This window comes from Arthrobacter sp. CC3 (assembly GCF_039907775.1).
Classification (GTDB): domain Bacteria; phylum Actinomycetota; class Actinomycetes; order Actinomycetales; family Micrococcaceae; genus Arthrobacter.
The window spans coordinates 1-22688 of sequence record NZ_JARCCY010000060.1 but is presented as its reverse complement, the minus strand read 5'-3'; the positions used below and the strand labels follow the sequence as shown (position 1 = coordinate 22688).

The following is a 22688-nucleotide window of genomic DNA, read 5'->3' as shown; positions in this document are numbered from 1 at the left end:
TAGCAGAGGTAGGCGGCACTAGCGCCGTCGAGTGCCCGAGGCCAGGTGCCGGAATCGTGCCAATAAAAGGGAGCCCCCTCGCGGCGGGAACCGCCTATCCCCGGTATACGGCGGTCAAGGAGACGGCGGGCCTGCCGGCCGCCGGTACGGCCGGTTCCGCCGGTGACAAGAATGGGAGCGAGGCTTTGTTGAGTCATACCAGTCAGCCTGCCCGGCCCTGCCTGGACGATGAATGCTCCATGATCCATAAAGCATAAGCAATCGTCTATTGTGTCAGGTATGGATCCCATGTCACAGTTCCTCACCGGGCCGCGGGCGCAGGCCGCGTTCGCCCTCCGCGTTGTTATGGATCCGCCCTTTTGCATCGACGTTCAAGACAGGGCCGCGTTGACCGTGATCATCGCGATCAGAGGACAGGCATGGATCGCCGTCGAAGGAGGCGAACCCTGCCCCCTTCGCCCCGGGCAGGCGGCCACTGTCCGCGGCCCGGCCCCTTACAGCGTCACCGACAAGCCCGGCCGGGCGCCGACGGTGGTGATTGACGCCGGACAATCCTGCCGGACGCCCGCAGGAGAGCATCTGGAGCTCACGATGTCGCACGGGCTACGAACCTGGGGTAACAGCCCCAGCGGGCAAACCGTCCTGTTGATCGGCACGTACCAGTCGTCGGCAGCGGCCGGGCAACTGGTCGCCTCAGGCCTGCCCGTCTTTGCTGTCTTCGATGAACACGACACCGATCCGGCACTCCGCAAGGTACTCGAACGCGAACTCACCCACTTCGGGTTAGGGCAGGCGGCCGCCTTGGACCGGGTCCTTGACCTCTTACTGCTGCACCTGGTGCGCGTCGCTGCAGATCGCGCCGACGGCATAGCCCCAGGCTGGGCAGCGGGCACCCGCGACCCAGTTGTTGCCCGCGCGCTGGCTCTCCTCCACGAGCTACCGTCGGCACCTTGGACCGTTGCCGAGCTCGCCCGGCGGGCACACGTTTCCCGCGCCACCATGGCCGCCCGCTTCCACACCGCAGTCGGGCAGCCGCCGATGGCGTACCTCACTCAATGGCGTCTGGCCCTTGCCGCCGACAGGCTGGCCTCCAGCACTGCCACCACCGCCGTCATCGCAGAAGAGGTGGGCTATAGCAACGCCTTCACCTTCAGCGCCGCCTTCTCCAGGGTCTACGGCACCAGTCCGACGGGCTACCGGCGATCACCCCACGCGCCCAAAATGCAGGCGAGCGGCACGCTGACAAACGAAGCTAAGACCTAGGCTTTTCGCGGTGTTTCTACGGGCGCTGTGCATCTGGCGGCAGTTCAGTCCGCAGACGCACCGGATGATCAGAGCGTCAGCGGCGCAACGTGCAATTCTGCCAGGGCACGGACCGCCCTGGCCCTGGTCGCGGACCACTCCTCCGTAAGCAACGACAGCACGACGATGTCCCGCCAGGATCCGTCAATCCGCTGCGAGGAACGCCTGCGGGTGCCTTCGACAGTGAACCCGAACCGTCGGAGGGACGAAATGGACCTGTGGTTTCGAGGATCCACATCGCATTCGACGCGCCCTGCGCCGTGGGAAAACACCCAGTCGAGCAGCGCCAGCTTGACCTCAAGGTTGGCTTTCATGCCCCAGAACGCCGGGCTGATGATGGTCCTGCCGATCTTTACGCGCTCCGTCGGGGCATGGGTTTCCGTAACGCCGGTGGTGCCGATGAGGAGCGGACCGCCGGGCAGGCCAGTGTAGTGCACCGCAAAGATCCGGAGCCCTTCATGGCGCCGGCTGATGAAGCGGACCGTCTCGTCGTGCGTTAGTGGACGGCGGTGCCCATCGCCGAACCCCGTGGCCCAGATATCGTCATTAGCGAGGATATGGGCCAGCGCCTGGATGTCGCCGGCGCCGAACGGTGACAGCACAAAGCGGCCTGTGACGGTGCGTAAAGTCGGCAGGGCGCGGGGCAGGCGAAGCGTCATTGTGACCTTTCCATGAGGGATCGTCCGGACAGCATCCGGGACGAGGACGAACGCCGAATGAACGCAGGGCGATCTTTCGGTGAGCAAGTCCGGGGACCCGCTTTGCGGCCGTTCACCCCCGCATAACAGAGGCCCACATTGCCGGCCGGGCGGAACGCATAGCTCGTCTGTTCCACGAAAACAAGGTCTGGCAGGGCCGATCGCGGGGTCCTACAATCGGGGTGGACGCAACCGGTCAAGGCACCCCCGGACACGCCCGCGGGGGAACCACACTATGGTCCAGCGGTGCCGGCTGGGATGCGGACAATGACAGATATTCAGGGGCTTATCAACTCCCTCCGGCCTGACGAACTGGCGGAACTCCAGGAGCGTGGCCCGAGCCAAGTGCTGGAACCGGACATGCTGGATGCCATTGACCGTGCCGCCGGCGGACCCGGCGAAGGCCGCGGCTACTATATTGTCCGCGGCAGCCTGGAGCCGCTGGAACGACGTCAGTACTACCTCCGCGACGACGTCGCCGCAGCCATCTTTGCCCCGTCCACGCTGGAAGGCGCCGCCGGGGCAGACGCCTGACTGCCTTTTTGAGCGCCGCCCCGGCACCGCGCCGCAAATGATCCACCGGGCAACCGGAACTCACCGGCGTGCCCCGTCATCTCCGCGGGATTGGTTGACGCCCGTTCCGCTCCGGGGCGACACTGGCGGAGTGAGCGAAGCGGAAAAAGAAGCCATAGTCCGTTCGGTCGTGGACCGTCTGTCAGCGCGCTTTCCGGAAGCGGAGCGGACGCACATCGCGCGTATCGTCGACGAAGAGTACGAGTCGCTGGCGGGCGGGCGAATCAGGAGCTTCATCCCTACCCTCATCGAGCATGAGGCCAGGGCGCGGCTTCATCGAGAATTCGCCCCCGAGCCGTCTCAACCGGGTCCGTTTCAGTGAAGCGGCTTGGGCGGGGATTTACGCCATACCCGGAAGAACCGTTTGCGGGCTTCGGCGCCGCGTAGTTGTTCCAGCGCGTGGAGACGGCCATATGTGAATGCGTTTGCGTTGCCGCCCTCCCCGGACTCGGCGGCCAGTGACTGCAACTTCTCCCGGATGACGACACTGTCCTGATGGTCACCCAGAATTGTCTGGATTTCTTCAGCGGTACGGGCGAGCCTGGAAGCCCGTTTTCTGAAAATTGGCAGGGCTGCTTCGGCTGCGTAGCGGAGGCGTTTCGCGCTCTTCCGGACCTCATGCAGCGCAGCGTCGGGTGACGCGTCATCCGGTATTTCTTTGAGGCCTTTCACAGCACGCCGTAGACGCTTCCTATCTGCATTGACCAGCCGGGCTATCGTCCCCGGGGCCTGCTTGTCGGCAGGTCCGCCCAGCGGCGGATAGGCGAGGAAGTCATCCAGGGCATCAAGAAGCCGAAAGTACCGGTCGCCCGTCATGGCGGCGAGGCCTTCGGCGAGGGCAGCCTCATGGGCGGCCCCAAGCTGGTCGTCGATGTGTTGCTTCACCGGGCCACTGATCAGATCCGGCCGTTCGGCGCTGATCAGGTCGTTCAAATGGGTCCGCATGACCTCCAGATCCCGTGCCGCGCCCACCGCCCCGGCCAGCCATTTGAGTTCTCCACGCAGAAACTGCGTGGTCCCCTTATCCGTCAGCTTGCGGAAGCTTGCGAGCACGGACCGCATCCGGCGTGCTGCCACGCGGAGCTGGTGTACGGCGTCCGGCGCCCCCTCCCGCACCCCGGGGTCGTGCGTCTTCAGGGCCTCGACCTGTGCATTCATGTACCAAAGCAACACCGCTGACGCGTCGCCAGTGCGCGGAGGCTCGGGCGCCGGGCCGGTGCCAGCCGGATATCGGGCACCAAGCGCCCGTGCCAGCTTCGAGGGCAGCTCCGCAGGCAGGTGGCCGGCGCGGGCGAGCACCACATCTGCGGCCTCCAGTAGTTTCCGGTGCCCGTCGATCAGTTCGATCTCCCATTCCCGCCAGGCGGCCTTGTCAACCGGTTCCAGGAGGATCCGGGATTCCACCCGGTCATCGCTGAATTCGGCCAGGACGGTTCCGTCGGCTGCAATCAGGGGAATAGCCGTACGGCGGGTTGTCAGGTGCGCCACCGCAACCAGTTCCTGGTTTCGGGTATGGGCCAGCACCAGGTCCTTCAACCGTGCCGGTACGCAGTCCGGGTCCTTGTTCAGCGGCTCGTTGATTTCGCGCCGTTCGCCCGCGGCCACCGGCAGCTTCAGATGCCATCCGGCATCCTTCCCGCCCGTACGACGGCGCAAGGTAATCCCGCGGGCCGCAAGCGCTAGCGTCGCGGTGTCGAAATACACTGCGTCGAGATTCTGATCCGATGGCGTTCCTACGCGGTCCACTCCGGCGATCGTCGTCAATGCCGGCAGCGCAACGGAGGCTCCGACGTCGAACTTTCGTTCCACTTCCAATTTCCCTGTCGCGGGCATGCTTCATCGTAGGCCGGGATTGTGCCCTGGCGTTGTGCCTAAAGGCCCCCTTGTGAGCCGAATCCGGGGAAGCGATCCCTGCTTACAGGAGGAGCAGGCGGTTATGTGAGGAGCGAGGCGATCAGGCCCTCGATGCGGGTCTTAATCTCGTCGCGGATAGGGCGGACGGCGTCCACGCCCTGGCCCGCAGGATCTTCGAGGACCCAGTCTTCATAGCGCTTGCCGGGGAAGTACGGGCATTCGTCGCCGCAGCCCATGGTGATCACCACATCGGATTCCTTCACGGCCTCGGTAGTGAGGATCTTGGGGATTTCGGCAGACATGTCGATGCCGAGTTCCGCCATTGCTTCGACGGCGGCAGGGTTAACCTTGTCAGCGGGCTGGGACCCGGCGGAGCGGACCTCGATATCACCCTTGGCCAGGGTGGTGAGGAATGCGGCGGCCATCTGGGAGCGCCCGGCGTTGTGGACGCAGACAAAGAGGACGGAGGGCTTCTTGGCGGTTTCGGTGCTCACGGGGTTTCTCCTGAAGTAGTTTCGTTCAGCCATGGATTGATGATTTTTCGTAGTAATCAGGCGGCACGCACGCGAGGTGCCAGATCGTTGACGCGGCGGGCTAAGTCCGCGAAGGCATTTTCGAACGCCTCGTCGGTGCCCGGGCGAAGCGGATCCCTCACTGACCAGTGGACACCGTGAAGGCCGGTCAGTTCCTCATGGGCGTTGTCGCAGACCGTGACGACGAAATCTCCCTCCCCCGCCACCAGGTCCAGGCTGCGCGGGGTGTGGTCTGCGAGATCCAAGCCATGACGACGGGCGACCTCGATGGCGCCTTCGGCTATGCGGTCCGCAGGGTGTGTTCCTGCCGATGCCGAGGGGATTTCGCTGACATGCTGCCAGAGCGCGGCGGCCAGCTGTGACCGGGCGCTGTTGCGTGTGCAGACGAAAAGAACCCGGCGTGCTCCATGTTCAGCCGCTGGCACCAGGCCCTCCAGGGCGCCGGCCGCAAGCCGAACGTAGCTGCGTCGCCGGTCAGCTTCGGACCGGTGGCGGGTGGTCAGCCCGGCCACTTCCAGTGTGCGCAGATGATGGGACAGCAGATTCGAGGGAATCCCCAGTTCGGCCTGCAGTTCCATCGGAGCAAAGTCCCCCAGGGTCAGAAGATCGACGATGCGCAGGCGCGCCGGATCGGCCAGGGCCGCATACTTGGTTACCCTCGCCTGAAACGGGCTTTTTCCCTCAATACTCATTGATTCAATTTTGACTGAGTTAAATCTTTCGGTCAAGCTGTTGGGTATGACCAAGACTTCCAACCAGCCGCAGCTCTGGCGCCGCGCCGTGGCCGAACTACTCGGCACCGGCCTGCTCGTGACGATCGTCGTCGGCTCCGGGATCGCCGCACAGCAACTCTCCCCCGGCGACGTTGGCCTGCAGCTGCTCCAGAACAGCACCGCCACTGTGCTGGGCCTGACCGTGCTGATCCTGGTGCTTGGGCCCGTAAGCGGTGCGCATTTCAATCCTGCCGTCTCCCTCGCCGACTGGGTCCTGGGCCGGCGCGGCGGCACCGGTTTGACCCTGCCGGAGCTCGGCACCTATGTCGTGGCACAGACTGTGGGTGCGGTCAGCGGCAGTGTGCTCGCGAACGCAATGTTTGAGGTGGGCACGTCTTTGTCCGCCAAGGAGCGGGCTACCCCGGGGCACTTGCTGGGTGAAGTCGTGGCGACCGCCGGGCTGATCCTGCTGATCTTCGCCCTGGCGGCGACTAAAAGGGGCGCACTTGCCGCACCGGCGGTGGGCGCCTACATCGGCGCCGCGTACTGGTTCACGTCGTCGACGTCGTTTGCCAACCCGGCCGTGACAGTCGGGCGCATCTTCAGTGACACGTTCGCCGGTATCGCACCGGCATCCGTTCCCGGCTTCATCGTGGCGCAGCTTATCGGCGCGGCAATCGGCCTTGGCCTCCTCGTTGTCTTCTACCCCTCCGCGGCCAACACCGCGGACGACGTCGTCCTGCCGCACGCATCCGCGCGAGCCGGCTCGTAAAGGGCCGCTCCCAAGTACGGCCAGGTTCCTGGCGTACTAGGCTTCCCTTGTGATCTTCAGGACGGCTCCGGGTCCGACGGCGGACGCAGAACGGCGCATCAGACGGTCCGCCGCGGCCGGAATGATCGGTGCATTCCTTTTCGTGTCCGTCTTCACCGTCTACGGGTGGTTGTACCCTGGATACTCCCCGACGCGGATGTTCGTCAGCGAGCTCTCGCTTGGCCCCTACGGCTGGGTTCAGATCCTCAATTTCGTCCTGACCGGCGCCTTGATCCTGGTGTTCGGCGTCGGCCTCTCTGCGCACTTCAGCACGGGCACCGCGTCCCGAACCGGCCCCGCGCTGATACAGGGCATCGGCGTCAGCCTGATAGCTTCGGGACCGTTCACCACCGACCCCTTGGCGATGTTCGGCCAATCCAGCATCCAAGGGGTCGTGCACGGAGTCTTCGGCGCCATTGTCTTCACGTTCGCGCCGATCAGTTGCTTCGTTTTCTACCGGCGCTTTCGCCATGATCCGTTCTGGCGCCCACTGTCGGGATGGACAATGGCTACCGGCGTCGTCCTTACGGTCGGGATTGTGGTGCTCAAGATCAGCCAGCAGGTCGAGAGCGGACTGTTCGAGTGGAAAGGCCTGGTGCAGCGCGTCCTGCTCATTGCGCTGATGGCGTGGATCTTCACGGTGGCATACCGACTGCGCAGCCACTACCGGACCACGGCGCCTGCCCGCCGGTCGCCGCCCTAGGCGTATCGCGCCGCCCTAGGCGTATGGCGCCGCCCTAGGCGTACTGCACAGGCAGCTGTGCGCCCAGGCCAACCGGCATTCAGCCCTCCACGGCGCCTTCAAGGCCGGCCTGGATCGTGTCCATCGTCTTGTTGAAGGCACCGGTCATGTCGATGCCGAGACGATCAGCGAGAACGAAGATCCACCAGAGCGATTCCGAAAGCTTATGTTCAAGCTCCGCGGCGGGGTCACCGTCAATGCCCCAGGTGCCTTCGTGAGCGAGAAGGAGCCTGCCGATGTACCCGACGTCGTTCGAGAACCCCAGCATGAGCTCGTGGTCCGACCAGACCTTTCCGTTCAGGCGCCGCTCAAGAATTTCATAGAGCGCCCGCACTTCAAGGGCACGGTCACGGGCGTCAGCGAGTTCGGCATGTTTGGGGGTGGGCATTACGTCCTTCTTCCTGTCAGTAACCTGTGGAACGCAACCGGAGCTCGAATTATTCACTCCGTTCCGAGACTATTCACCAGCCTCAATTGACGCTGCTTCCAAGTAGGCTGAATCCACACGCGACGGACAGGAGGCTGACTTGGCAGAGACGACGGTGGCCGAAGTAATGGCGGAGCTGGACGCGCTCGAGGACCCGAGGGCCCGCGAGGTGAACGAGAAACACGGTGACGATCACGGCGTGAATCTCAGCAAACTGCGCGGGCTCGCGAAGCGGCTGAAGACGCAGCAGGAACTCGCACGCGAGCTCTGGCGGACGGAGAACACCGCGGCGAGGCTGCTGGCGATCCTGATCTGCCGCCCGAAGGCGTTTGACCGTGACGAGCTGGACGTCATGCTGCGGGCGGCCCGCACTCCCAAGGTTCACGACTGGCTTGTGAACTACGTCGTGAAGAAGAGCGCTCACGCCGAGGATCTGCGCCTCGCCTGGTCCGCCGATCCGGATCCAGTGGTCGCGAGCGCCGGCTGGGCGCTGACCACCGAACGCGTGGCGAAGAAGCCCGAGGGCCTGGACCTCGCAGGGCTGCTCGATGTCATTGAAGCGGAGATGAAAGAAGCCCCGGATCGCCTGCAGTGGGCGATGAACCACTGCCTGGCCCAAATCGGGATCGAGCATGCTGAACTTCGCGCTCGTGCCATCGGCATCGGTGAACGCCTGGAAGTGCTCAAGGACTACCCGACTCCGCCGAACTGCACGTCTCCGTTCGCGCCCGCCTGGATTACAGAGATGGTACGCCGGCAACACGATAACTAGGAGCGCGTTCGGAGAACTGGTGTGCGCTTACAGGTTCGCTTCCGCATACACGCGAAGGGCCTCCCGCACGAACCCGGCCCCGGACTCGCCGCCATAATTCGCGCTGAACCGAGGATCGGCAACGTACATTTCGCCGAGGCCAAGCACGTAGCCTTTCAGGTCACCGCCCGGCGCTGACGCCGGGGTCCCGGGGATACCACGGAGCCATTCCACCTGCCGCCGTGCAAGCCCCTGCGCCTCGTCGCTGTCCGGGGCGACGCCCTTGCCGGCCGCTGCGATCCAGTCGCTTCCGAGTTGTTGCGAGCGCTGCTTCCACGCCGCCTTTTCCGCACCGTCCATTCCTTGCCACCAGGTATTGCTGCTGGCGTAGGCATCCTTGCCCCAACGGTCCTCCACCTCCTCCTTGTACTGAGTGTGGTCAAAGCCGTCGAACATGTTCTCTGCCATGAGTTCCCTACCTTCGTTTACTGCCTCGATAGTGTTCTGGACGGACAGAATCTGCCGGCTCAGCCGTTCCTGTTCGTGCCGAAGCCATCTCAGGTGCCCACGCAGGGCCGTAGCGGCGTCCGACTCGTTGCTGAGCACGTCGGCGATCACCGGCAGCCCAAGGCCCAACTCCCGCAGCAACAGGATCCGCTGAAGGTGAAGGAGAGCTTCCTGGTCGTAGTGCCGGTACCCGTTATGGGCAATCCGGCTCGGCTTGAGCAGGCCGATCTCGTCATAGTGCCGCAGCGTCCTGCTTGTGGTGCCGGCGATCCTGGCGATCTCCTGGATCGACCAGTCCATGCGCGCCTCCCCTCCGTGGATCCGTCCAATGATCCGACTCTAAAGGTTGACGCAGCGGCAAGGTCAAGGGCGCGGGGAGACGCGGGAAAGAACGTGCCGGGAGCGGCTCAAGCCCTGCGCGGGAAGAGTCTCGCGGCCAGGACCACAAGCACGGTCGTAACTGCTCCGGACAGGAGCACCTCGTCGAAAGAAAGCCCGTCGATGTTCGGCTGGAGTTCCTCCTGGGTGGCCCAGCCGAACCACATCTCGCTGGTGATCAGCCCGACGCCGAAGCAAGCGACGGCTGCGATCGCCATGGACCACAGCCGGCGTGCCGCTCCCCTGCCGACGGCCAGCGCGGTGATGAGGCCAAACCCAAGGGACAGTGCCACGAGTAACCCCAGGCCCTGGAGTCCCAGATCCCACTGCATCGCGGTGCCTCCCTTCGCGCATGTCCTTCTCCGTCAATCGTCGGTGCGGCAGGTGCGACAAGATAGGGGCGGAATGCCCGGGGTCCCTTCCGTCACGGGACCGGCTGCGCTGGCCATGTCAGCGCAGCCGGGATCCGTTCAGTTGGAGGGGAAGTTGTACGACGCCCCGGAGGCGTGGCTCGCTTCGGGCCAGCGGGAGGTGACGACCTTGCCCCGCGTGTAAAAGGACACGCCTTCCGGGCCGTAGATGTGTTTGTCACCGAAGAGCGAGGCCTTCCAGCCCCCGAAGGAGTAGTAGGCCACCGGCACAGGCAGCGGCACGTTGATGCCGATCATGCCGACATCAACCGAACGCTGGAACTTCCGGGCCGCTGCGCCGGAGGAGGTGAAGATGGCCGTGCCGTTGCCGTAGGGGTTGGCATTGATGAGCCTGATGCCCTCCTCGAGGTCCTCCACCCGGACCACGACGAGGACGGGGCCGAAGATTTCCTCGGTGTAGGCGGTCATTTCGGTCTTGACGTGGTCGATCACGGTGGGCCCGACCCAGAAGCCTTCCTCGTGGCCGCGGACCACCAGGTCGCGGCCGTCCACCACCATGGCGGCACCGGCGGCCTCCGCTTCGGTGATGGTCTTGATGATGAAGTTTTTGGACTCTGAGCTGATGACCGGTCCCATATCGGCGTCCGGTTCCGTGCCGTTCCTGACCCTCACAGCCACGGCGCGTTCTTCGACCTTCTTCACCAGCAAATCGGCGGCATCGCCGACGGCAACGGCAACGGAAATGGCCATGCAGCGTTGACCGGCGGAACCGAACGCCGCGGCAGCCAGGTGGTCCGCGGCGTTGTCGAGATCGGCGTCGGGAAGGACGATCGCGTGGTTCTTCGCGCCGCCCAAAGCCTGGACCCGCTTACCGTGCGCGGTTGCTACCTCATTGATGTGCTTGGCCACCGGGGTGGAACCCACAAAGGAGATGCCATCTACGTCCGGGTGCGTCAGGAGGCCTGAGACCACTTCGCGGTCACCGTGCAGGACCTGGAATACGCCGTCGGGCAGTCCCGCCTGTTTGAAGAGCTCGGCCAACAGCATGGCCGCAGAAGGGACCCGGTGGGAGGGCTTGAGGATGAAGGCGTTGCCGGTGGCGATGGCCATCGGAGCCATCCACAGCGGCACCATGACCGGGAAGTTGAACGGGGTGATGCCGGCGACGACGCCAATGGGCTCACGGAAGGAGAACACATCAATGCCGGTGGAGACCTGGTCCGAGTACTCTCCCTTAAGCAGCTGCGGGATACCGCACGCGAATTCGATGACCTCCAGGCCGCGGCCGATCTCGCCCTTGGCATCGGAAAGGACCTTGCCGTGCTCGGCCGTGATGAGCTGGGCAAGCTCCTCCACGTGGGCGGCGACGAGTTCGCGGAACTTGAACAGCACCGCGGTGCGCTTGGCCAGGGAAATGTCGCCCCAGCTGACGGCGGCGGCTTTTGCCGCCGCGACGGTGCCGTCAAGATCCGCCCGGCTGGCCAGCCGCAGTTCTGCGGTGACGGCGCCGGTGGCGGGGTTGAAGACGGGTTTGGTGTCCGTACCGGTTCCGGCGGCTTCGGATCCGCTGATGAAGTGGTTGATGACGGTCATTGCTATTGCTCCTGAAGTAAGTGGTGTTCCACGGCATGTACCGGTTCGACGTTCCGTGGGAGTCCTGCGGCAAGGGATTCATGGATGGCGAGCCGGACGGCCAGATTTTGTTCGGTCAGTTCCCGGTGAATGACCTCGTGCCCGGAGCTGCGCGCCCACGTGCTGAACCGTTCGATTTCGATTTTGAACTGGTCTTCGTTGATATCGAAGACCTCGCTGCTGCCGTCCCGAAGCGAAACCGTCACCCGTGCAGGGTCTCCGGGCATCGGGTCGAACGCCTGGTCGAGCGTGATCTGCCCCTTGGTGCCGATGACCTGGAACGTGTTGGTGCGGGGTCCTTCGAAGCCGCAGTCCAAGGTTCCAATGACGCCGTCGTAGTCCAGGATCGCGGCGACGGTGGTCTCAACAGGATCCGCCGGGCTGGTTCCTTTGGCGTAAACGCTCACCGGCGCCCGCCCCATGACCATGTTCATGATGTCGATGGCATAGCAGCCCACATCATTGACGGCACCGCCTTCAAGACCCGCCTGAAGGCGCACCTCTCCCGGGGCGCGGTTCATCACAAAGTGGAAACGCGCGTGCATCGAGACAACGTCACCGATTCGGCCCGCATCGATAAACTCCCGGACTTTCTGGTGCTGCGGATGGAAACGGTACATGAACGCTTCCATCAGGTTCACCTCGTTGTGGCTGCAGGCCTCGACGACGCGGGCGTAATCTTCAAGGCTGCAAACCAGTGGCTTCTCACACAGGATGTCCTTGCCCGCCTCGGCTGCTGCAATGATCCATTCAGCGTGCAAACCGTTCGGAAAGGGAAGGTAGACGGCCTCGATTGCCGGATCAGACAGCAGGTCTTCGTGTGATGCGTACACGGCCGGGATGCCAAACCGGGCAGCGACCTCGCCGGCGCGGCCGTTCGGGCTGCTGATCGCTGCGACGGTCGCGTTTCGGGCCTTCTGCATTGCCGGTAGGAACCGGTCCTGGGCTATCCGGGCAGTGGTGAGAACGCCCCATCGCACCGCGCTCATGTGGTGAGCCCGGCTTCCAACGTCCGGAGGAACGCCACGGACTGCCGGACATCCCGGACGGGCCCTTCGCCCTCGGGTGCCGCCTCCAGGATGGTGTCCTGTTCCATCGTGAACCACCCCCCATACCCAGCCTCGAGGAGGTGCAGGACGATGTCGGAGATCCGGGCGTCTCCCTGCCCAAGCGGGACGTACATCCCGGTCTTGACGCCGTCCGTGTAGGAGATTTCACCCTTCTGCACCCGCTCGGCGACGGCCTTGCGTACGTCTTTGAGGTGGGTGTGTCCGATGCGTGAGGCATAGTCCCGGACGAGCTGCCCGGGGTCCGTCCCGCCAATGAGGAGGTGTCCGGTGTCAAGGCACAGGTTCGCCCCCGTGTCGTTCAGGACGCGGTTGACGTCCGACGTCGTTTCGATCATGGTGCCCACGTGGGGGTGCACTACTGCCTGGATGCCCTGATCGGCGGCGGCCTTGACGATGGTGTCAAGGTTCCGTCCGAACAGGTGCCAGCCATCGGCGTCGAGCTCGTGGCGCTGGTCATAGCCGGCGACGCCGGTCTCCGCGGCCAAAACCATGATGCTGGCTCCTGCTGCCTGGTAGGCATCCAGTTCGGCCGACACCGCCTTCAGCGGGTCCTTGGCGGCGTCGTGCAGGATGATCGGGAAGAATCCTCCGATGGCCTGCAGGTTGTGCCGCCGAAGGACCTCGGCGCGAGCGGCTGCTTCCTCCGGCAGGAAACCTGCCGGGCCGAATTCCGTCGCGGTGATGCCAAGGGCGGTCATTTCGGACAGGACCCGGTCTGCCTCCAGTTGGTGCCCCCACCCGGGGACTTCGCACACACCCCAGGAGATGGGGGCGGCGGCGAGGCGGCTGGTGATGATGCTCAATCTGATCCTCCAAGTACGTTCTGATCCCAGTCAATGACCGAGCCCGTGACCACTCCGCTCCTGCTGGAGAGGAGAAAAACTGCAAATTCGGCGATCTCGTCCACTTGTCCGAGCTTGCCCATCGGCACCGAGGCGTTGGCCTTTTCCAGCCAGTCGTCGCCTGCGCCGTGGAATTTCCGCTGGGTCTCCTCCTCGCCGTCGGTGGCCGTCCATCCAATGTCCAGGCCGTTGATCCTGATCTTGTCCCAGCGGTGCGCGTGGGCGGCGTTCCGGGTGGCGCCTGCCAGGCCGGCTTTCGCCGCCACGTAGGGCGCCAGGTAGGGCTGGCCGCCGAGTTCGGCGATGGAGATGATGTTCAGGATGCTGCCGGAAGCTCCGCGCTCCCGGAGGTGCTTGATCGTTTCCGCCATGATGAAGAACGGCGACTTCAGGTTGATGGCGATGTGCGCATCAAAGAGTTCCGGGGTTGTATCGAGCATGGTTCCGCGGGTGGTGAGGCCGGCCGCGTTGACGACGCAGTCGAGGCGTCCGAAGGTGCTGATGGTTTCCAGCACCGAGTGGCGTGCCTGCTCGACGTCGGCCAGGTCGGTCTTGATGAAGCGGGCTGTGACGCCCGACTGCTCAAGCTCGGCGGCCAGTTGTTCACCGGAACCGGCGTTCCGGCCGGTCACGGCCACTCCGGCCGCGCCTTCGGCTGCCGCCCGGCGGGCAATGCCGGCCCCGAGGCCCTGGGTGCCGCCGCTGACAAGGACCACCTTGTCCGCGAGGAGGGGGCTGTTCATTCGCTACTCCTTCCCGATGGTGACCACGCGGCCGGACCTGGCAGACTCCTCTGCGGCGTTGGCCAGTACCAGGGCCAGAACGCCGTCGTCGAAACCGGGGCTGCAGCTGGTTCCTCCGCGGATTGCCCGGACAAAACTGTCAAGCTCATTGCGGTAGGCCTGGCCGTAGCGTTCCAGGAAGAACGGCAGGTAGGCGTCTGACTCTTCGGTGCCCGCGGCGCTGTACTTGCGCACGGTGGTGGGGGCCATGTTGCCGGCCGTCAGGAGTCCCTCGCTGCCGAAAGCTTCCAGCCGCTGGTCATGGCCGTAGGCGCTGTGGCGGGAATTGATGATCGTGATCTGCTCACCGCCGCGTCCCCGCAGGTTGATGACCACCGAGTCGAAGTCACCGGCCTCTTCGATGTAGTCGCAGAACAGGTTGGAACCGGTGGCGGAGACTTCGATGATGTCCGGAACGAAGAAACGGGCCATGTCCAGGTCGTGGATGCTCTGGTCACGGAAGATTCCGCCGGAGGTCTCGATGTACGCCTTGGGCGCGGGGGCCGGGTCCCGGCTGATGATGGTCAGCTGTTCCAGGCGGCCGATTTCGCCGGCCTCAACCCGTGAGCGGAGAGACGCGAAATTCGGGTCGAAGCGGCGATTGAAGCCGAGCATCAGCGGGCTGCTCGTGCCGCGGATCTGGTCCCGGCACTCACGGACACGGTTGATGTCGAGATCGATGGGCTTTTCGCAGAGGGCCGCCACGCCGGCGGCCGCGGCCCGGGAGATCAGGTCAACATGGGTGCTCGTCGGTGACCCGATGATGATGGCATCCAGGTCAGGGTTCGCGAAAACCTCATCAGCTGTTTCGACCGCCTGCGCCCCGGTGGCGGCGGCCAGGTCCTGGGCGCCCTTGATGAACGGATCGGCGATCCAGGCCAGTTCCAGGTCAGGGTGGTCTGCAATGTTCCTGGCGTGGACGTGGCCGATTCGGCCGGATCCGAAGAGTGCAACCTTGAGTGGTCGGTTAGCGGACATGCGTGCTGGTCCTTTCGTATTTTCCGCGGGCAGATGATTCGCCTGCGGCTGGTTGCGGCTGATTGATGGTGAGGGAGGCGGCGCCGTCATGGCCGGGCCACCGCTGCCGGGGGCCTGCCCGCCAGGACGTCCACGGCGCCCCGGGCAGCGTCGCGGACTGTGTGAACCATGCCCTGCCGGGTAAAACCCATGAGATGGGGCGTCAGGACCACGTTCTCGTGATCAAAGACGGGGTGGTGGGCCGGGGGTTCAGGATCGTAGACGTCCAAGCCGATGCCGGCCAGCTGCCCTGAGAGAAGTGCGTCATGGGCTGCGTCCAGGTCGACGAGCCCGCCCCTGCTGCAGTTGATAAGGATGGCCCCTGCGGGCATCAAAGCGAGTCGTTCGGCATTGATGATGTTCTGGTTTTCCGGGGTCAACGGCACGTGCAGGGTGACGAAATCGCTCCGGCCCAGCAATTCCTCCACCGATTCGCAGCGGATTCCGGCCGGGACGTCGGCGAACGGATCAAAGGCGAGGACGTTGAGGTCAAAGGCCTCGGCGATTCGGGCGACGCGCCGCCCGATGCGGCCGTATCCGATGATGCCCAGGGTGAAGCCCTCCAAATCGCCGACGGCCACGGTGGACCTTTCCTCCCAGCGGCCGCTTCGGACAAGCGACGTTAGCGCCGACAGCTTCTTTACAAGGGCCAGGAGGTGGGAGAAGACACCTTCCGCGACGGACGCTGTGTTGCTTCCGGGCGTGATGACTACGGGGATGCCGCGGCGGGTTGCCTCCGCGACATCGACGAGGTCGGTGCCGACCCCGGTCCGGGCGATGACCTTCAGGGCGGGCATGCGGTCCAGGAGCGCGCGGTCCACGTGGTAGGCGGCACGGACGATGGCGGCATCTGCACGCGCCAGGTCCTCCTCCGTGGGGTTGTGGATCATTTGTTGGTGCGGAGCCAGTAACGGTTCGACCAGTCCGGCTTCTACGTTGCCGAGAGCTACAACTATTTGGGGTGTGGTTATGGAAGCCATCGTCATCCTTGAAGATGTGAAGGTGCACGCCCGCCAGGGCATGGGAGGCCCGCGGGGTGACGAAATGGGTGTGAAGTGGTTTAGATGCCGAGGAGGCTGGACTTGCGTATGACCAAGTGGGGGACGATCGGCTGGTGGACGAAGCCGCCGCCAAAGTCATGGTCCTGTATGCGCTGAAGGAGCGTTTTCGCGCCGGCGACGCCGATGCCGGAGCTGTCCGGGTCGACGGTGGTCAACCCGAGGCGGGGCATGGCACCCAACGCGATGTTGTCGTATCCGGTGATGGCAACTTCGACGCCCCGTTCATCGGCAGCCGTCATGGCACCGAAAGCGGCGAGGTCGTTGATGCAGGCCAGCGCTGTGGGGCGCTGGTGCCTGGAACGGGACGAGCTGAGGGCCCTTTGGGCGGCGACGTATCCGGACTCCTGGAAGAAGTCGGCGTCGACGACGTGGATGTGGCGGGCAAGCCCGTGTTCTTCCATGGCGGCGGAGTAACCGTCCACGCGTGCCCGGCCCACGGAGCCGCCCAGCCCGCCAAGGTGCACGATGTTCTCGTGTCCCTGGGCGATCAGGTGCTCAACCACCAGAGTCATGCCGAGGGCGTCGTCGCTGCGGACCACATCTGCGGTGTCGATGTAGTCCGGGCCGCCGCCGGCAAAGACCACCGCGCCCCCGGAAACCGCCCGGTTGAACGGTGCCTTGTCCGGCACCGTTCCGACCACGAGCAGGCCAGCGACACGCAGGTCCCGAAACGCCTGGAGGATGGACTGGTCCACTCCCCTGCCGGCCGCCGTGACCGCACTGAAGAGGACGGTGTGTCCGGCTTCTTCCAGCACGGTCCGGGCTGCGTCGGCTACGTCGAAAGCCCAGGGGTTGTGCATGTCGCTGACCAGCACGCCGATGGTTCCGCTGTCCCTTGTTGCCAGCGACCGGGCTGCGAGGTTCAGCTCAAAGCCCATCTCTTCGACAACCTTGAGCACCCGTTGGCGGCGTTCGTCACTGACGCGTGGTGAGTCGCGCAGGACGAGTGAGACCAAGGATTTGGATACGCCGGCGCGTTCGGCCACGTCCTTGATCGTTGGCCGCCGAGCGGATGCAGTCGCCATCGCTACACCCGCGCTGCCGTGGTGCCGTGGATTTCCTCGATCTTCTGCCATTGACCGGAGATGGAGGATGCTTCGGCCGCGCTGACGATTGCGGCCGCGGACGCGGCGTCGTGGATATTGGAGTTTTCCTGGGCCCCACCCGCGACGGCCACAAGGAACTTTTTCGCTTCGATGACCTTGAGGTCGTCAAAGCCCATGCTGTTGCCGGGGCCGGGCTGGAAGTGGGCGTAGTCGCCGTAGCGCGGGCTGGCGTTGACTGTGGTGTAGCCCTGTTCCTGGTTGCTGCGCCCCAGGCACACCTTGAGCTCGTTCATGCGCTCAAAGTCCCATTTGAGGGAACCTTCGGTTCCGTAGACTTCGATCTGGTAGCCGCATTCGGGGCCGACGGCGACGCGGGACGACTCGATGGTGCCGACGGCTCCTGCACCGCGGGCGGACGGGCCGAAGCGGACCAGCGCTGCTGCGTAGTCCTCATTTTCGACCTCTCCCATTTCACCGTTTTCGATTACTGCGAAGTGCGTTGCGGAACCCATGGCGAGCTTTGGCCGCTGCGTGTAGACCGTGCTAGTGAGCGCAGTGACCTCGGCGATGGGTCCGACTACATATTGGCACAGGTCGGTGGCGTGGCTGAACAGGTCGGCCAACACGCCGGTGCCGGCGAGTTTCCGGTCGAAGCGCCAGGACAGGGCACCGTTGGGCTCGGAGGCGTATCCGGAGAAGAACACCGCCCGGACGTTGGTCACCCGCCCGAGGCGTCCGGCGGCGATGAGTTCCCGTGCGTGTTCCACCGCGGGGGCGTGCCGGTAGTTGTAGCCGATCGTGGTCAGTACGCCTGCTTCCACGGCAGCTTCCTGTACGGCGGCTGTTTCCTGGTAGCCGCGTCCGACCGGCTTTTCGATCCAGAAGTGCTTTCCTGCCTGGGCGGCCGCGATGCCGATCTCGGCATGGAGGAAGTTGGGCGCGCAGATGGAGACGACGTCCACGTCGGGGTGGTTGAGAACATCGTGGTAGTTGGCGGTGCCCTCGGCGTACCCGAGGACATCGCGGGCGAATTCGACCCGGCTGGGCTCAGTGTCGGCGGCGATGACGAGCTTTGTCTTGAGGCCGAGCTCGGGGTAGACGTACGGTACGGCCTGGTAGGCGCGCGAGTGGAGCTTGCCCATCCATCCGACGCTGATGAGGCCGACGCCGATGGTGCGAGATTCTAGGGTCACGTTGTTGCCTTTCGTTGAGGTGTTGGTCAGTTGCGGGCGGTGTCGAAGGCGTCACGGAACGCCGCCGCCATGATGGTTGAGTCGGAGCCGATGGCGACGAACCGGAAGCCCTGGCGGACGTACTTGGCGGCTCCCGAACCGTCCACCGCCAGGATCCCCGCCGCCTTGTTGTGCAGTTGAGCCGCGGAGACGACGCGCTGCAGGGCTTCCTGGAAGACGTTGCTGTCCAGCTGCAGCGGGACACCGAGTGCGTAGGAGAGGTCCAGGGGTCCGACGAAGACGACGTCGACTCCCTCCTGGGCGGCGATGTCTTCGACGGAGTCCAGCGCCTCTAGCGTTTCGATCTGGATGATGCCGAGGGTTTCCTGGTCCGGTGTGGTGAGCGTCCGGCGGTCCATGCCCCAGCGGCAGGCCCGGTTGTAGGTGGCCACGCCGCGGTCCCCGCGGGGCGGATACAGCATATGCCGCACCGATTCCGCGGCCTGGCCGACGGTGGCCAGCCGTGGAACCATAATCCCGGCCGCGCCCTGGTCAAGGACACGCCCGATCCGGATGCGGTCGCCGGATTCAACCCGCACGATGGTGGGGACGCCGTAGCTTCCGGCCGCAACAACGCCGTCCCTGACCGCGTCTTCGCCGCCGGAGCCGTGTTCAAGGTCGATCAGCACCCAGTCCGCACCGGCAGCTGCGCACACTTCGGCGGCGGTGGCCGATGACATTCCCACGAAGGTTCCGACGGTAACTTCACCCTCGGCGAGGCGCCGGCGCAGGTGCCCTGCGTTCAGTGGTCCGTTGCTCATCCGAACCACCGCTGGCGGCCGCGTGCCTGCTCGTAGTCGGCACGGAGGGTGTTGACCCATTCCTGGTCGGATACCTCTGCCGGGGCTACGTCCCACCAGACGTCGCCGCCGGGCAGGTCGACGTGGGGAACTGTTGGCACCACAATGACCACCGGTCCCTGGGTGTCGCGGGTGGAGCTCAGCGCCTCGCGCACCTCCGCTGCGGTGGTGGCGCGGATGGCCAGGGCGCCCAGGCCCTCGGCGATCTGGCGGAGGTCGACTTTGAGGTAGTCCCCGTCGAGCCGGGCCTTCGGGGCGTCCTCTGCGGCTACGCTGCCACCGGTGGTGCGGTAGCGGAATTCGTTGCCGAATTCCTTTCCGGTGCGGTTCATCTGCAGCCGGTGGATGACCTGGTATCCATGGTTTTCGGAGACGATGACCGTGACGTTCAGGCCTTCCTGGGCTGCGGTGAGGATTTCGGTGGGCGCCATCAGGAAGGTGCCGTCGCCGATGAAGGTCACCACGCGGTTCTCGTTGTTGCCCTCGGCAAGCCGGACGCCCATGCCGGCGGCGATTTCGTAGCCCATGCAGGAGAACCCGAATTCCAGGTGGCAGTTGCGGTTGCCCGTGGCGTCCCATACCTTCTGCAGGTCACCCGGAGGCCCTCCCGCGGCGGCGATGACTGTGTCGCCGGAGCGTGCATGCTCCTGCATGATTCCGATCAGCTGCGGCTGGGTCAGGACCGCGCCGGTAACCGGCGCGTCCGGGTGGTCCTCCGGACGGAAGGGGGTGTCGGCGTCGAGCCATGTGGACCGGATGGGTGCCCACTTGGCCTTTTCGGTGTGAACCGTTTCCTGCCAGGCTTCCGTGGTGCTGTGGCCCTCCAGTGCCTGGGTCAGCGATTCCAGGCCGAGCCTGGCGTCGGCGAGGATGCCGGTGGCGCCTTGCTTGCGGGTATCGGCGTCCACAATGTTCAAGGATGCGAAGCGGACGTCCGCGTTCTCGAAGATCGACTGCGAACCGGTGGCGAAGTCCGTGAGCCGGGTCCCGACGCTCAGGACCAGGTCGGCCTGCTTGACGAGGGTGTTGGAGGCGAAGTTGCCCTCCAGGCCCACGCCGCCCACCTGCCACCATTCGTCCTTGGTCACGGCGCCCTTGCCTCCGAAAGTCTCCACGACCGGAATTCCGATGTGTCCTGCCAGCGCCTCCAGTGCAGCGTGTGCGTCCGAGTAATGGATGCCGCCGCCGGCGATGATCACCGGACGCTCAGCCACCCGGATGAGTTCGGCCACTTCCGCGATTTCCGCCGGGTCGGGCAGCGGACGCCGGATCTTCCAGTCCCGGGGCGCAAAGAATTCAGCGGGGAAATCGTAGGCGTGGGACTGCACGTCCTGGGGCAGGGAAAGGACGACGGCGCCCGTGTCGGTGGGGCTGGTCAGGACGCGCATCGCTTGGGGTAGCGCGGTCAGGAGCTGCTCCGGACGGGTGATGCGGTCAAAGAAACGGGAGACCGGGCGGAAGGCGTCGTTGACGGTGGCGTCCGCTTCGGTGGGGTGCTCGAGCTGCTGCAGGACCGGACCCTGGTGGCGGGTGGCGTAAGTATCACCCGGCAGCAGCAGGAGTGGAAGCCTGTTGACGGTTGCCAGTCCGGCCGCGGTGACCAGGTTCAGGGCACCGGGCCCGATCGAAGCTGTCACGGCCAGAACGGCTTGCCGCCGGCTCGCCTTCGCGTACGCCGTCGAAATGTGTGCCATGTACTGTTCGTGGCGGCCCTGGATGAACGGCATGTCATCGGCGAATTCGTCAAAGGCCTGGCCCAGGCCGGCCACGTTGCCGTGCCCGAAGATTCCCAAGGCTGCGGGCACGAGGCGGCGGCGGACACCATCGGTAATGGAGTGTTGGACGGACAGGTATTTGACGACCGCCTGGGCGGTGGTCAGTCGGATGGTCTGCGAGTTAGTGGTCATTGCCTTATCCAGAAGTCGGTGGGGTTACCAGGGGCGTCCGTGGAGAATGACCGTTTTCTCTTCGGTCATTTCCTGCACGGCGGAGCGGACGCCTTCCTTGCCGATGCCGCTGCCCTTGAGTCCTCCGTAGGGCATGAGGTCGGCACGCCACAGGGGCGTCCAGTTGATGTGAATGTTTCCAGCATCGATCTGCCGCATGGCCCGGACAGTTCCGGCGATATCGCTGGTGAAGATCCCGGCGCCGAGACCGTAGTCGTTGTCATTGGCCAAGGCGATGGCGGATTCGATGTCCTGTGCGGAGGTAACGGCGACCGCCGGGCCGAAGAGTTCGTTCCGGCTCAGGTTCGACCCCGGGTCGACTCCGGCAACGACGGCGGGAGTCACCACCGCGCCGTCACGGTCACCGCCGGTGAGGACCCGGGCACCTGAATGGCGGGCCTCCGCAATCGATGCGTGCACGCGCGAGGCTTCCTCCTCGGAGATCAGCGATCCGAGCCGAGTGTCGTCTTCTTTAGGATTGCCGACGGTGATCGCCTCGACCTTCGGGACCAGAGCATCCAGGAAGTCAGCTTCGACGCGGCGGTCGACGATGACGCGCTGCACGGAGATGCAGACCTGGCCGGCGTTGATGAAACCGCCTGCCGCCACGGCAGTGGCGGCAAGTTCAATGTCCGCGTCCGGGAGGATGATGACGGGGCATGAGGCTCCCAGTTCCAAGGACAGCTTCTTCACGCCGGCGATCGAGCTGATGCGGGTTCCTGTGGCGGTGGAACCGGTGAAGGAGACTTTCCGTACCCGTGGATCCGTGACCAGGACGTCGCCGAGGGTGCTGCCGGGACCGGTGAGGACGGACAGCGCTTCGGGCGGGAGACCGGCGTCGACGAAACACTGGGCAAGCTTCAAGGCCGTGAGAGGCGTTGCGCGGGCCGGCTTGAGCACCACGGCATTGCCGGCAGCCAGCGCCGGGGCGATCTTGTGCAGCACCAGCAGGGCAGGGTAGTTGAACGGCGTGATGGCGACGACGATGCCCACGGGCTGCCGGAGCGTAAAGCCGATCTTCTCCAGCCCGGTGCCGGCGTTGGCATCCAGGGGAAGGGTGGAGCCGTACAGCTGGCTCCCTTCGTAGGCAGCAAGCCGGATGATGTTCCCGGACCTGCCGGCTTCACCGCGTGCCTCCGTGATGGGCTTCCCGGTTTCAGCGCTGATGGTCTGGGCGATGTCCTCGGCGCGTTCGTCGGCCAGGGCAGCTGCCCGGAGAAGGATGTCCACCCTCTCGTGTGCGGGAGTGGACCGCTGCAAATGCGCACCGATCTCTGCTTGGTCCAGGGCGGCCTGAGCGTCGTTGATTGTAGCCACGGGGACCGTATCGATGACCCGGCCGTCAAAAGGTGAGCGGACTTCCTCGGTCCTGCCGTCGGCAGCACCGCGCCATGTTCCGGCAATTAGCATGTGCATGGTTGCTCCATCTGGTTGTGAACGTTTGCGCTCAGTGGCGCCTGGAGGTGCTTTCGTACGCCGCGTCAGCAACGTCGGCTACTTCGGCCTGGACTTCCTTCACAACGTCGCTGTGGCCGCCGAGTTGTTCGAGTTCGTGGGCGAGTTCGGCCAGTTCCGCGCCGCCGGCCATCTGGGCGGTGAG

At 65.0% G+C, this 22688-nt stretch carries 24 protein-coding genes and 2 pseudogenes; 6 read left to right on the top strand and 20 right to left on the bottom strand.

Translation table 11 applies throughout. The features are described 5' to 3' along the window. Positions 1–197: pseudogene (locus tag PV761_RS22260) on the bottom strand (NmrA family transcriptional regulator); the annotation flags it as partial. A gap of 82 nt (positions 198–279) precedes the next feature. On the opposite strand from PV761_RS22260, the gene PV761_RS22255 reads away from it, so the two are divergent. Further along, positions 280–1263: an AraC family transcriptional regulator gene (locus PV761_RS22255; protein ID WP_347899758.1), complete on the top strand. Its 984-nt coding sequence runs from the start codon at positions 280–282 to the stop codon at positions 1261–1263. Positions 1264–1331: 68 nt separating this feature from the next. Here PV761_RS22255 and PV761_RS22250 read toward each other — a convergent pair whose 3' ends face one another. Then, positions 1332–1961, bottom strand: a complete 630-nt coding sequence (locus PV761_RS22250; RefSeq protein ID WP_347899757.1) for a GNAT family protein — start codon at positions 1959–1961, stop codon at positions 1332–1334. A gap of 306 nt (positions 1962–2267) precedes the next feature. On the opposite strand from PV761_RS22250, the gene PV761_RS22245 reads away from it, so the two are divergent. Together PV761_RS22245 and PV761_RS22240 are read left to right on the top strand one after the other, a co-directional pair. Next, positions 2268–2534 (top strand): hypothetical protein, encoded by a 267-nt coding sequence (locus PV761_RS22245; RefSeq protein WP_028272720.1) that lies wholly within the window; start codon positions 2268–2270, stop codon positions 2532–2534. 130 nt (positions 2535–2664) lie between these two features. After that, a complete protein-coding gene (locus PV761_RS22240; protein WP_051629093.1) occupies positions 2665–2895 on the top strand; it encodes a hypothetical protein in 231 nt (76 codons plus the stop codon). Here PV761_RS22240 and PV761_RS22235 read toward each other — a convergent pair. From PV761_RS22235 to PV761_RS22225, 3 genes are all read right to left on the bottom strand, one after another. Further along, entirely contained in the window at positions 2889–4382 is a 1494-nt protein-coding gene (locus PV761_RS22235; protein ID WP_347899756.1) for a CYTH and CHAD domain-containing protein, read from the bottom strand. The two genes, PV761_RS22240 and PV761_RS22235, sit on opposite strands and share 7 nt — an antisense overlap. Before the next feature lie 125 nt (positions 4383–4507). Next, positions 4508–4921 (bottom strand): arsenate reductase ArsC, encoded by a 414-nt coding sequence (locus PV761_RS22230; protein ID WP_028272719.1) that lies wholly within the window; start codon positions 4919–4921, stop codon positions 4508–4510. Between the two features lie 56 nt (positions 4922–4977). Next, a complete protein-coding gene (locus tag PV761_RS22225) occupies positions 4978–5652 on the bottom strand; it encodes a helix-turn-helix domain-containing protein (protein WP_347899755.1) in 675 nt (224 codons plus the stop codon). 46 nt (positions 5653–5698) lie between these two features. Here PV761_RS22225 and PV761_RS22220 point away from each other — a divergent pair, with 46 nt between their 5' ends. Together PV761_RS22220 and PV761_RS22215 are read left to right on the top strand one after the other, a co-directional pair. Then, positions 5699–6445: an MIP/aquaporin family protein gene (locus PV761_RS22220; RefSeq protein ID WP_028272717.1), complete on the top strand. Its 747-nt coding sequence runs from the start codon at positions 5699–5701 to the stop codon at positions 6443–6445. Positions 6446–6494: 49 nt separating this feature from the next. Continuing rightward, complete coding sequence (locus tag PV761_RS22215) at positions 6495–7187, top strand: DUF998 domain-containing protein (protein WP_347899754.1); 693 nt, start codon at positions 6495–6497, stop codon at positions 7185–7187. 79 nt (positions 7188–7266) lie between these two features. Here the strand turns inward: PV761_RS22215 and PV761_RS22210 are convergent, their stop codons facing one another. Then, positions 7267–7614: a hypothetical protein gene (locus PV761_RS22210; protein WP_028272716.1), complete on the bottom strand. Its 348-nt coding sequence runs from the start codon at positions 7612–7614 to the stop codon at positions 7267–7269. A 139-nt stretch (positions 7615–7753) separates the two neighbouring features. Here PV761_RS22210 and PV761_RS22205 point away from each other — a divergent pair, with 139 nt between their 5' ends. Then, entirely contained in the window at positions 7754–8425 is a 672-nt protein-coding gene (locus PV761_RS22205) for a DNA alkylation repair protein (RefSeq protein WP_347899753.1), read from the top strand. A 27-nt stretch (positions 8426–8452) separates the two neighbouring features. Here PV761_RS22205 and PV761_RS22200 read toward each other — a convergent pair whose 3' ends face one another. The 14 genes and pseudogenes from PV761_RS22200 to PV761_RS22135 form a co-directional block, all read right to left on the bottom strand. Beyond that, positions 8453–9211 (bottom strand): MerR family transcriptional regulator, encoded by a 759-nt coding sequence (locus PV761_RS22200; RefSeq protein WP_347899752.1) that lies wholly within the window; start codon positions 9209–9211, stop codon positions 8453–8455. Between the two features lie 107 nt (positions 9212–9318). Next, a complete protein-coding gene (locus PV761_RS22195) occupies positions 9319–9621 on the bottom strand; it encodes a hypothetical protein (RefSeq protein ID WP_347899751.1) in 303 nt (100 codons plus the stop codon). Between the two features lie 138 nt (positions 9622–9759). Beyond that, complete coding sequence (locus tag PV761_RS22190; RefSeq protein WP_347899750.1) at positions 9760–11253, bottom strand: CoA-acylating methylmalonate-semialdehyde dehydrogenase; 1494 nt, start codon at positions 11251–11253, stop codon at positions 9760–9762. Between the two features lie 2 nt (positions 11254–11255). Next, the gene (locus PV761_RS22185) at positions 11256–12281 is read right to left on the bottom strand and encodes a Gfo/Idh/MocA family oxidoreductase (protein WP_347899749.1); all 1026 of its coding nucleotides are present in this window, start codon (positions 12279–12281) and stop codon (positions 11256–11258) included. Further along, on the bottom strand, positions 12278–13165 hold the full coding sequence (locus PV761_RS22180) for a sugar phosphate isomerase/epimerase (RefSeq protein ID WP_347899748.1): 888 nt from the start codon (positions 13163–13165) through the stop codon (positions 12278–12280). Before PV761_RS22180 ends, PV761_RS22185 begins: the two co-directional genes overlap by 4 nt. Continuing rightward, positions 13162–13947 carry an SDR family oxidoreductase gene (locus tag PV761_RS22175; RefSeq protein WP_028272710.1) on the bottom strand — a complete coding sequence of 262 codons (786 nt, stop codon included), beginning with the start codon at positions 13945–13947 and terminating at the stop codon, positions 13162–13164. Before PV761_RS22175 ends, PV761_RS22180 begins: the two co-directional genes overlap by 4 nt. Positions 13948–13950: 3 nt before the next feature. Then, the gene (gene iolG / locus PV761_RS22170) at positions 13951–14964 is read right to left on the bottom strand and encodes an inositol 2-dehydrogenase (RefSeq protein WP_347899747.1); all 1014 of its coding nucleotides are present in this window, start codon (positions 14962–14964) and stop codon (positions 13951–13953) included. An 86-nt stretch (positions 14965–15050) separates the two neighbouring features. Next, a complete protein-coding gene (locus PV761_RS22165; RefSeq protein WP_028272708.1) occupies positions 15051–15983 on the bottom strand; it encodes a hydroxyacid dehydrogenase in 933 nt (310 codons plus the stop codon). An 80-nt stretch (positions 15984–16063) separates the two neighbouring features. After that, positions 16064–17050 carry a LacI family DNA-binding transcriptional regulator gene (locus PV761_RS22160; protein ID WP_347899746.1) on the bottom strand — a complete coding sequence of 329 codons (987 nt, stop codon included), beginning with the start codon at positions 17048–17050 and terminating at the stop codon, positions 16064–16066. A 41-nt stretch (positions 17051–17091) separates the two neighbouring features. Then, positions 17092–18303, bottom strand: coding sequence for a Gfo/Idh/MocA family oxidoreductase (locus PV761_RS22155; protein ID WP_347899745.1), 1212 nt, complete (start codon positions 18301–18303; stop codon positions 17092–17094). A gap of 26 nt (positions 18304–18329) precedes the next feature. Continuing rightward, positions 18330–19103: an aldolase/citrate lyase family protein gene (locus tag PV761_RS22150; protein ID WP_347899744.1), complete on the bottom strand. Its 774-nt coding sequence runs from the start codon at positions 19101–19103 to the stop codon at positions 18330–18332. Then, on the bottom strand, positions 19100–21049 hold the full coding sequence (gene iolD / locus PV761_RS22145; RefSeq protein WP_028272705.1) for a 3D-(3,5/4)-trihydroxycyclohexane-1,2-dione acylhydrolase (decyclizing): 1950 nt from the start codon (positions 21047–21049) through the stop codon (positions 19100–19102). Before iolD ends, PV761_RS22150 begins: the two co-directional genes overlap by 4 nt. A gap of 24 nt (positions 21050–21073) precedes the next feature. Further along, positions 21074–22504, bottom strand: coding sequence for an aldehyde dehydrogenase family protein (locus tag PV761_RS22140; RefSeq protein WP_028272704.1), 1431 nt, complete (start codon positions 22502–22504; stop codon positions 21074–21076). A 31-nt stretch (positions 22505–22535) separates the two neighbouring features. Next, positions 22536–22688 (bottom strand): annotated as a pseudogene (locus PV761_RS22135) (sugar ABC transporter ATP-binding protein); the annotation flags it as partial.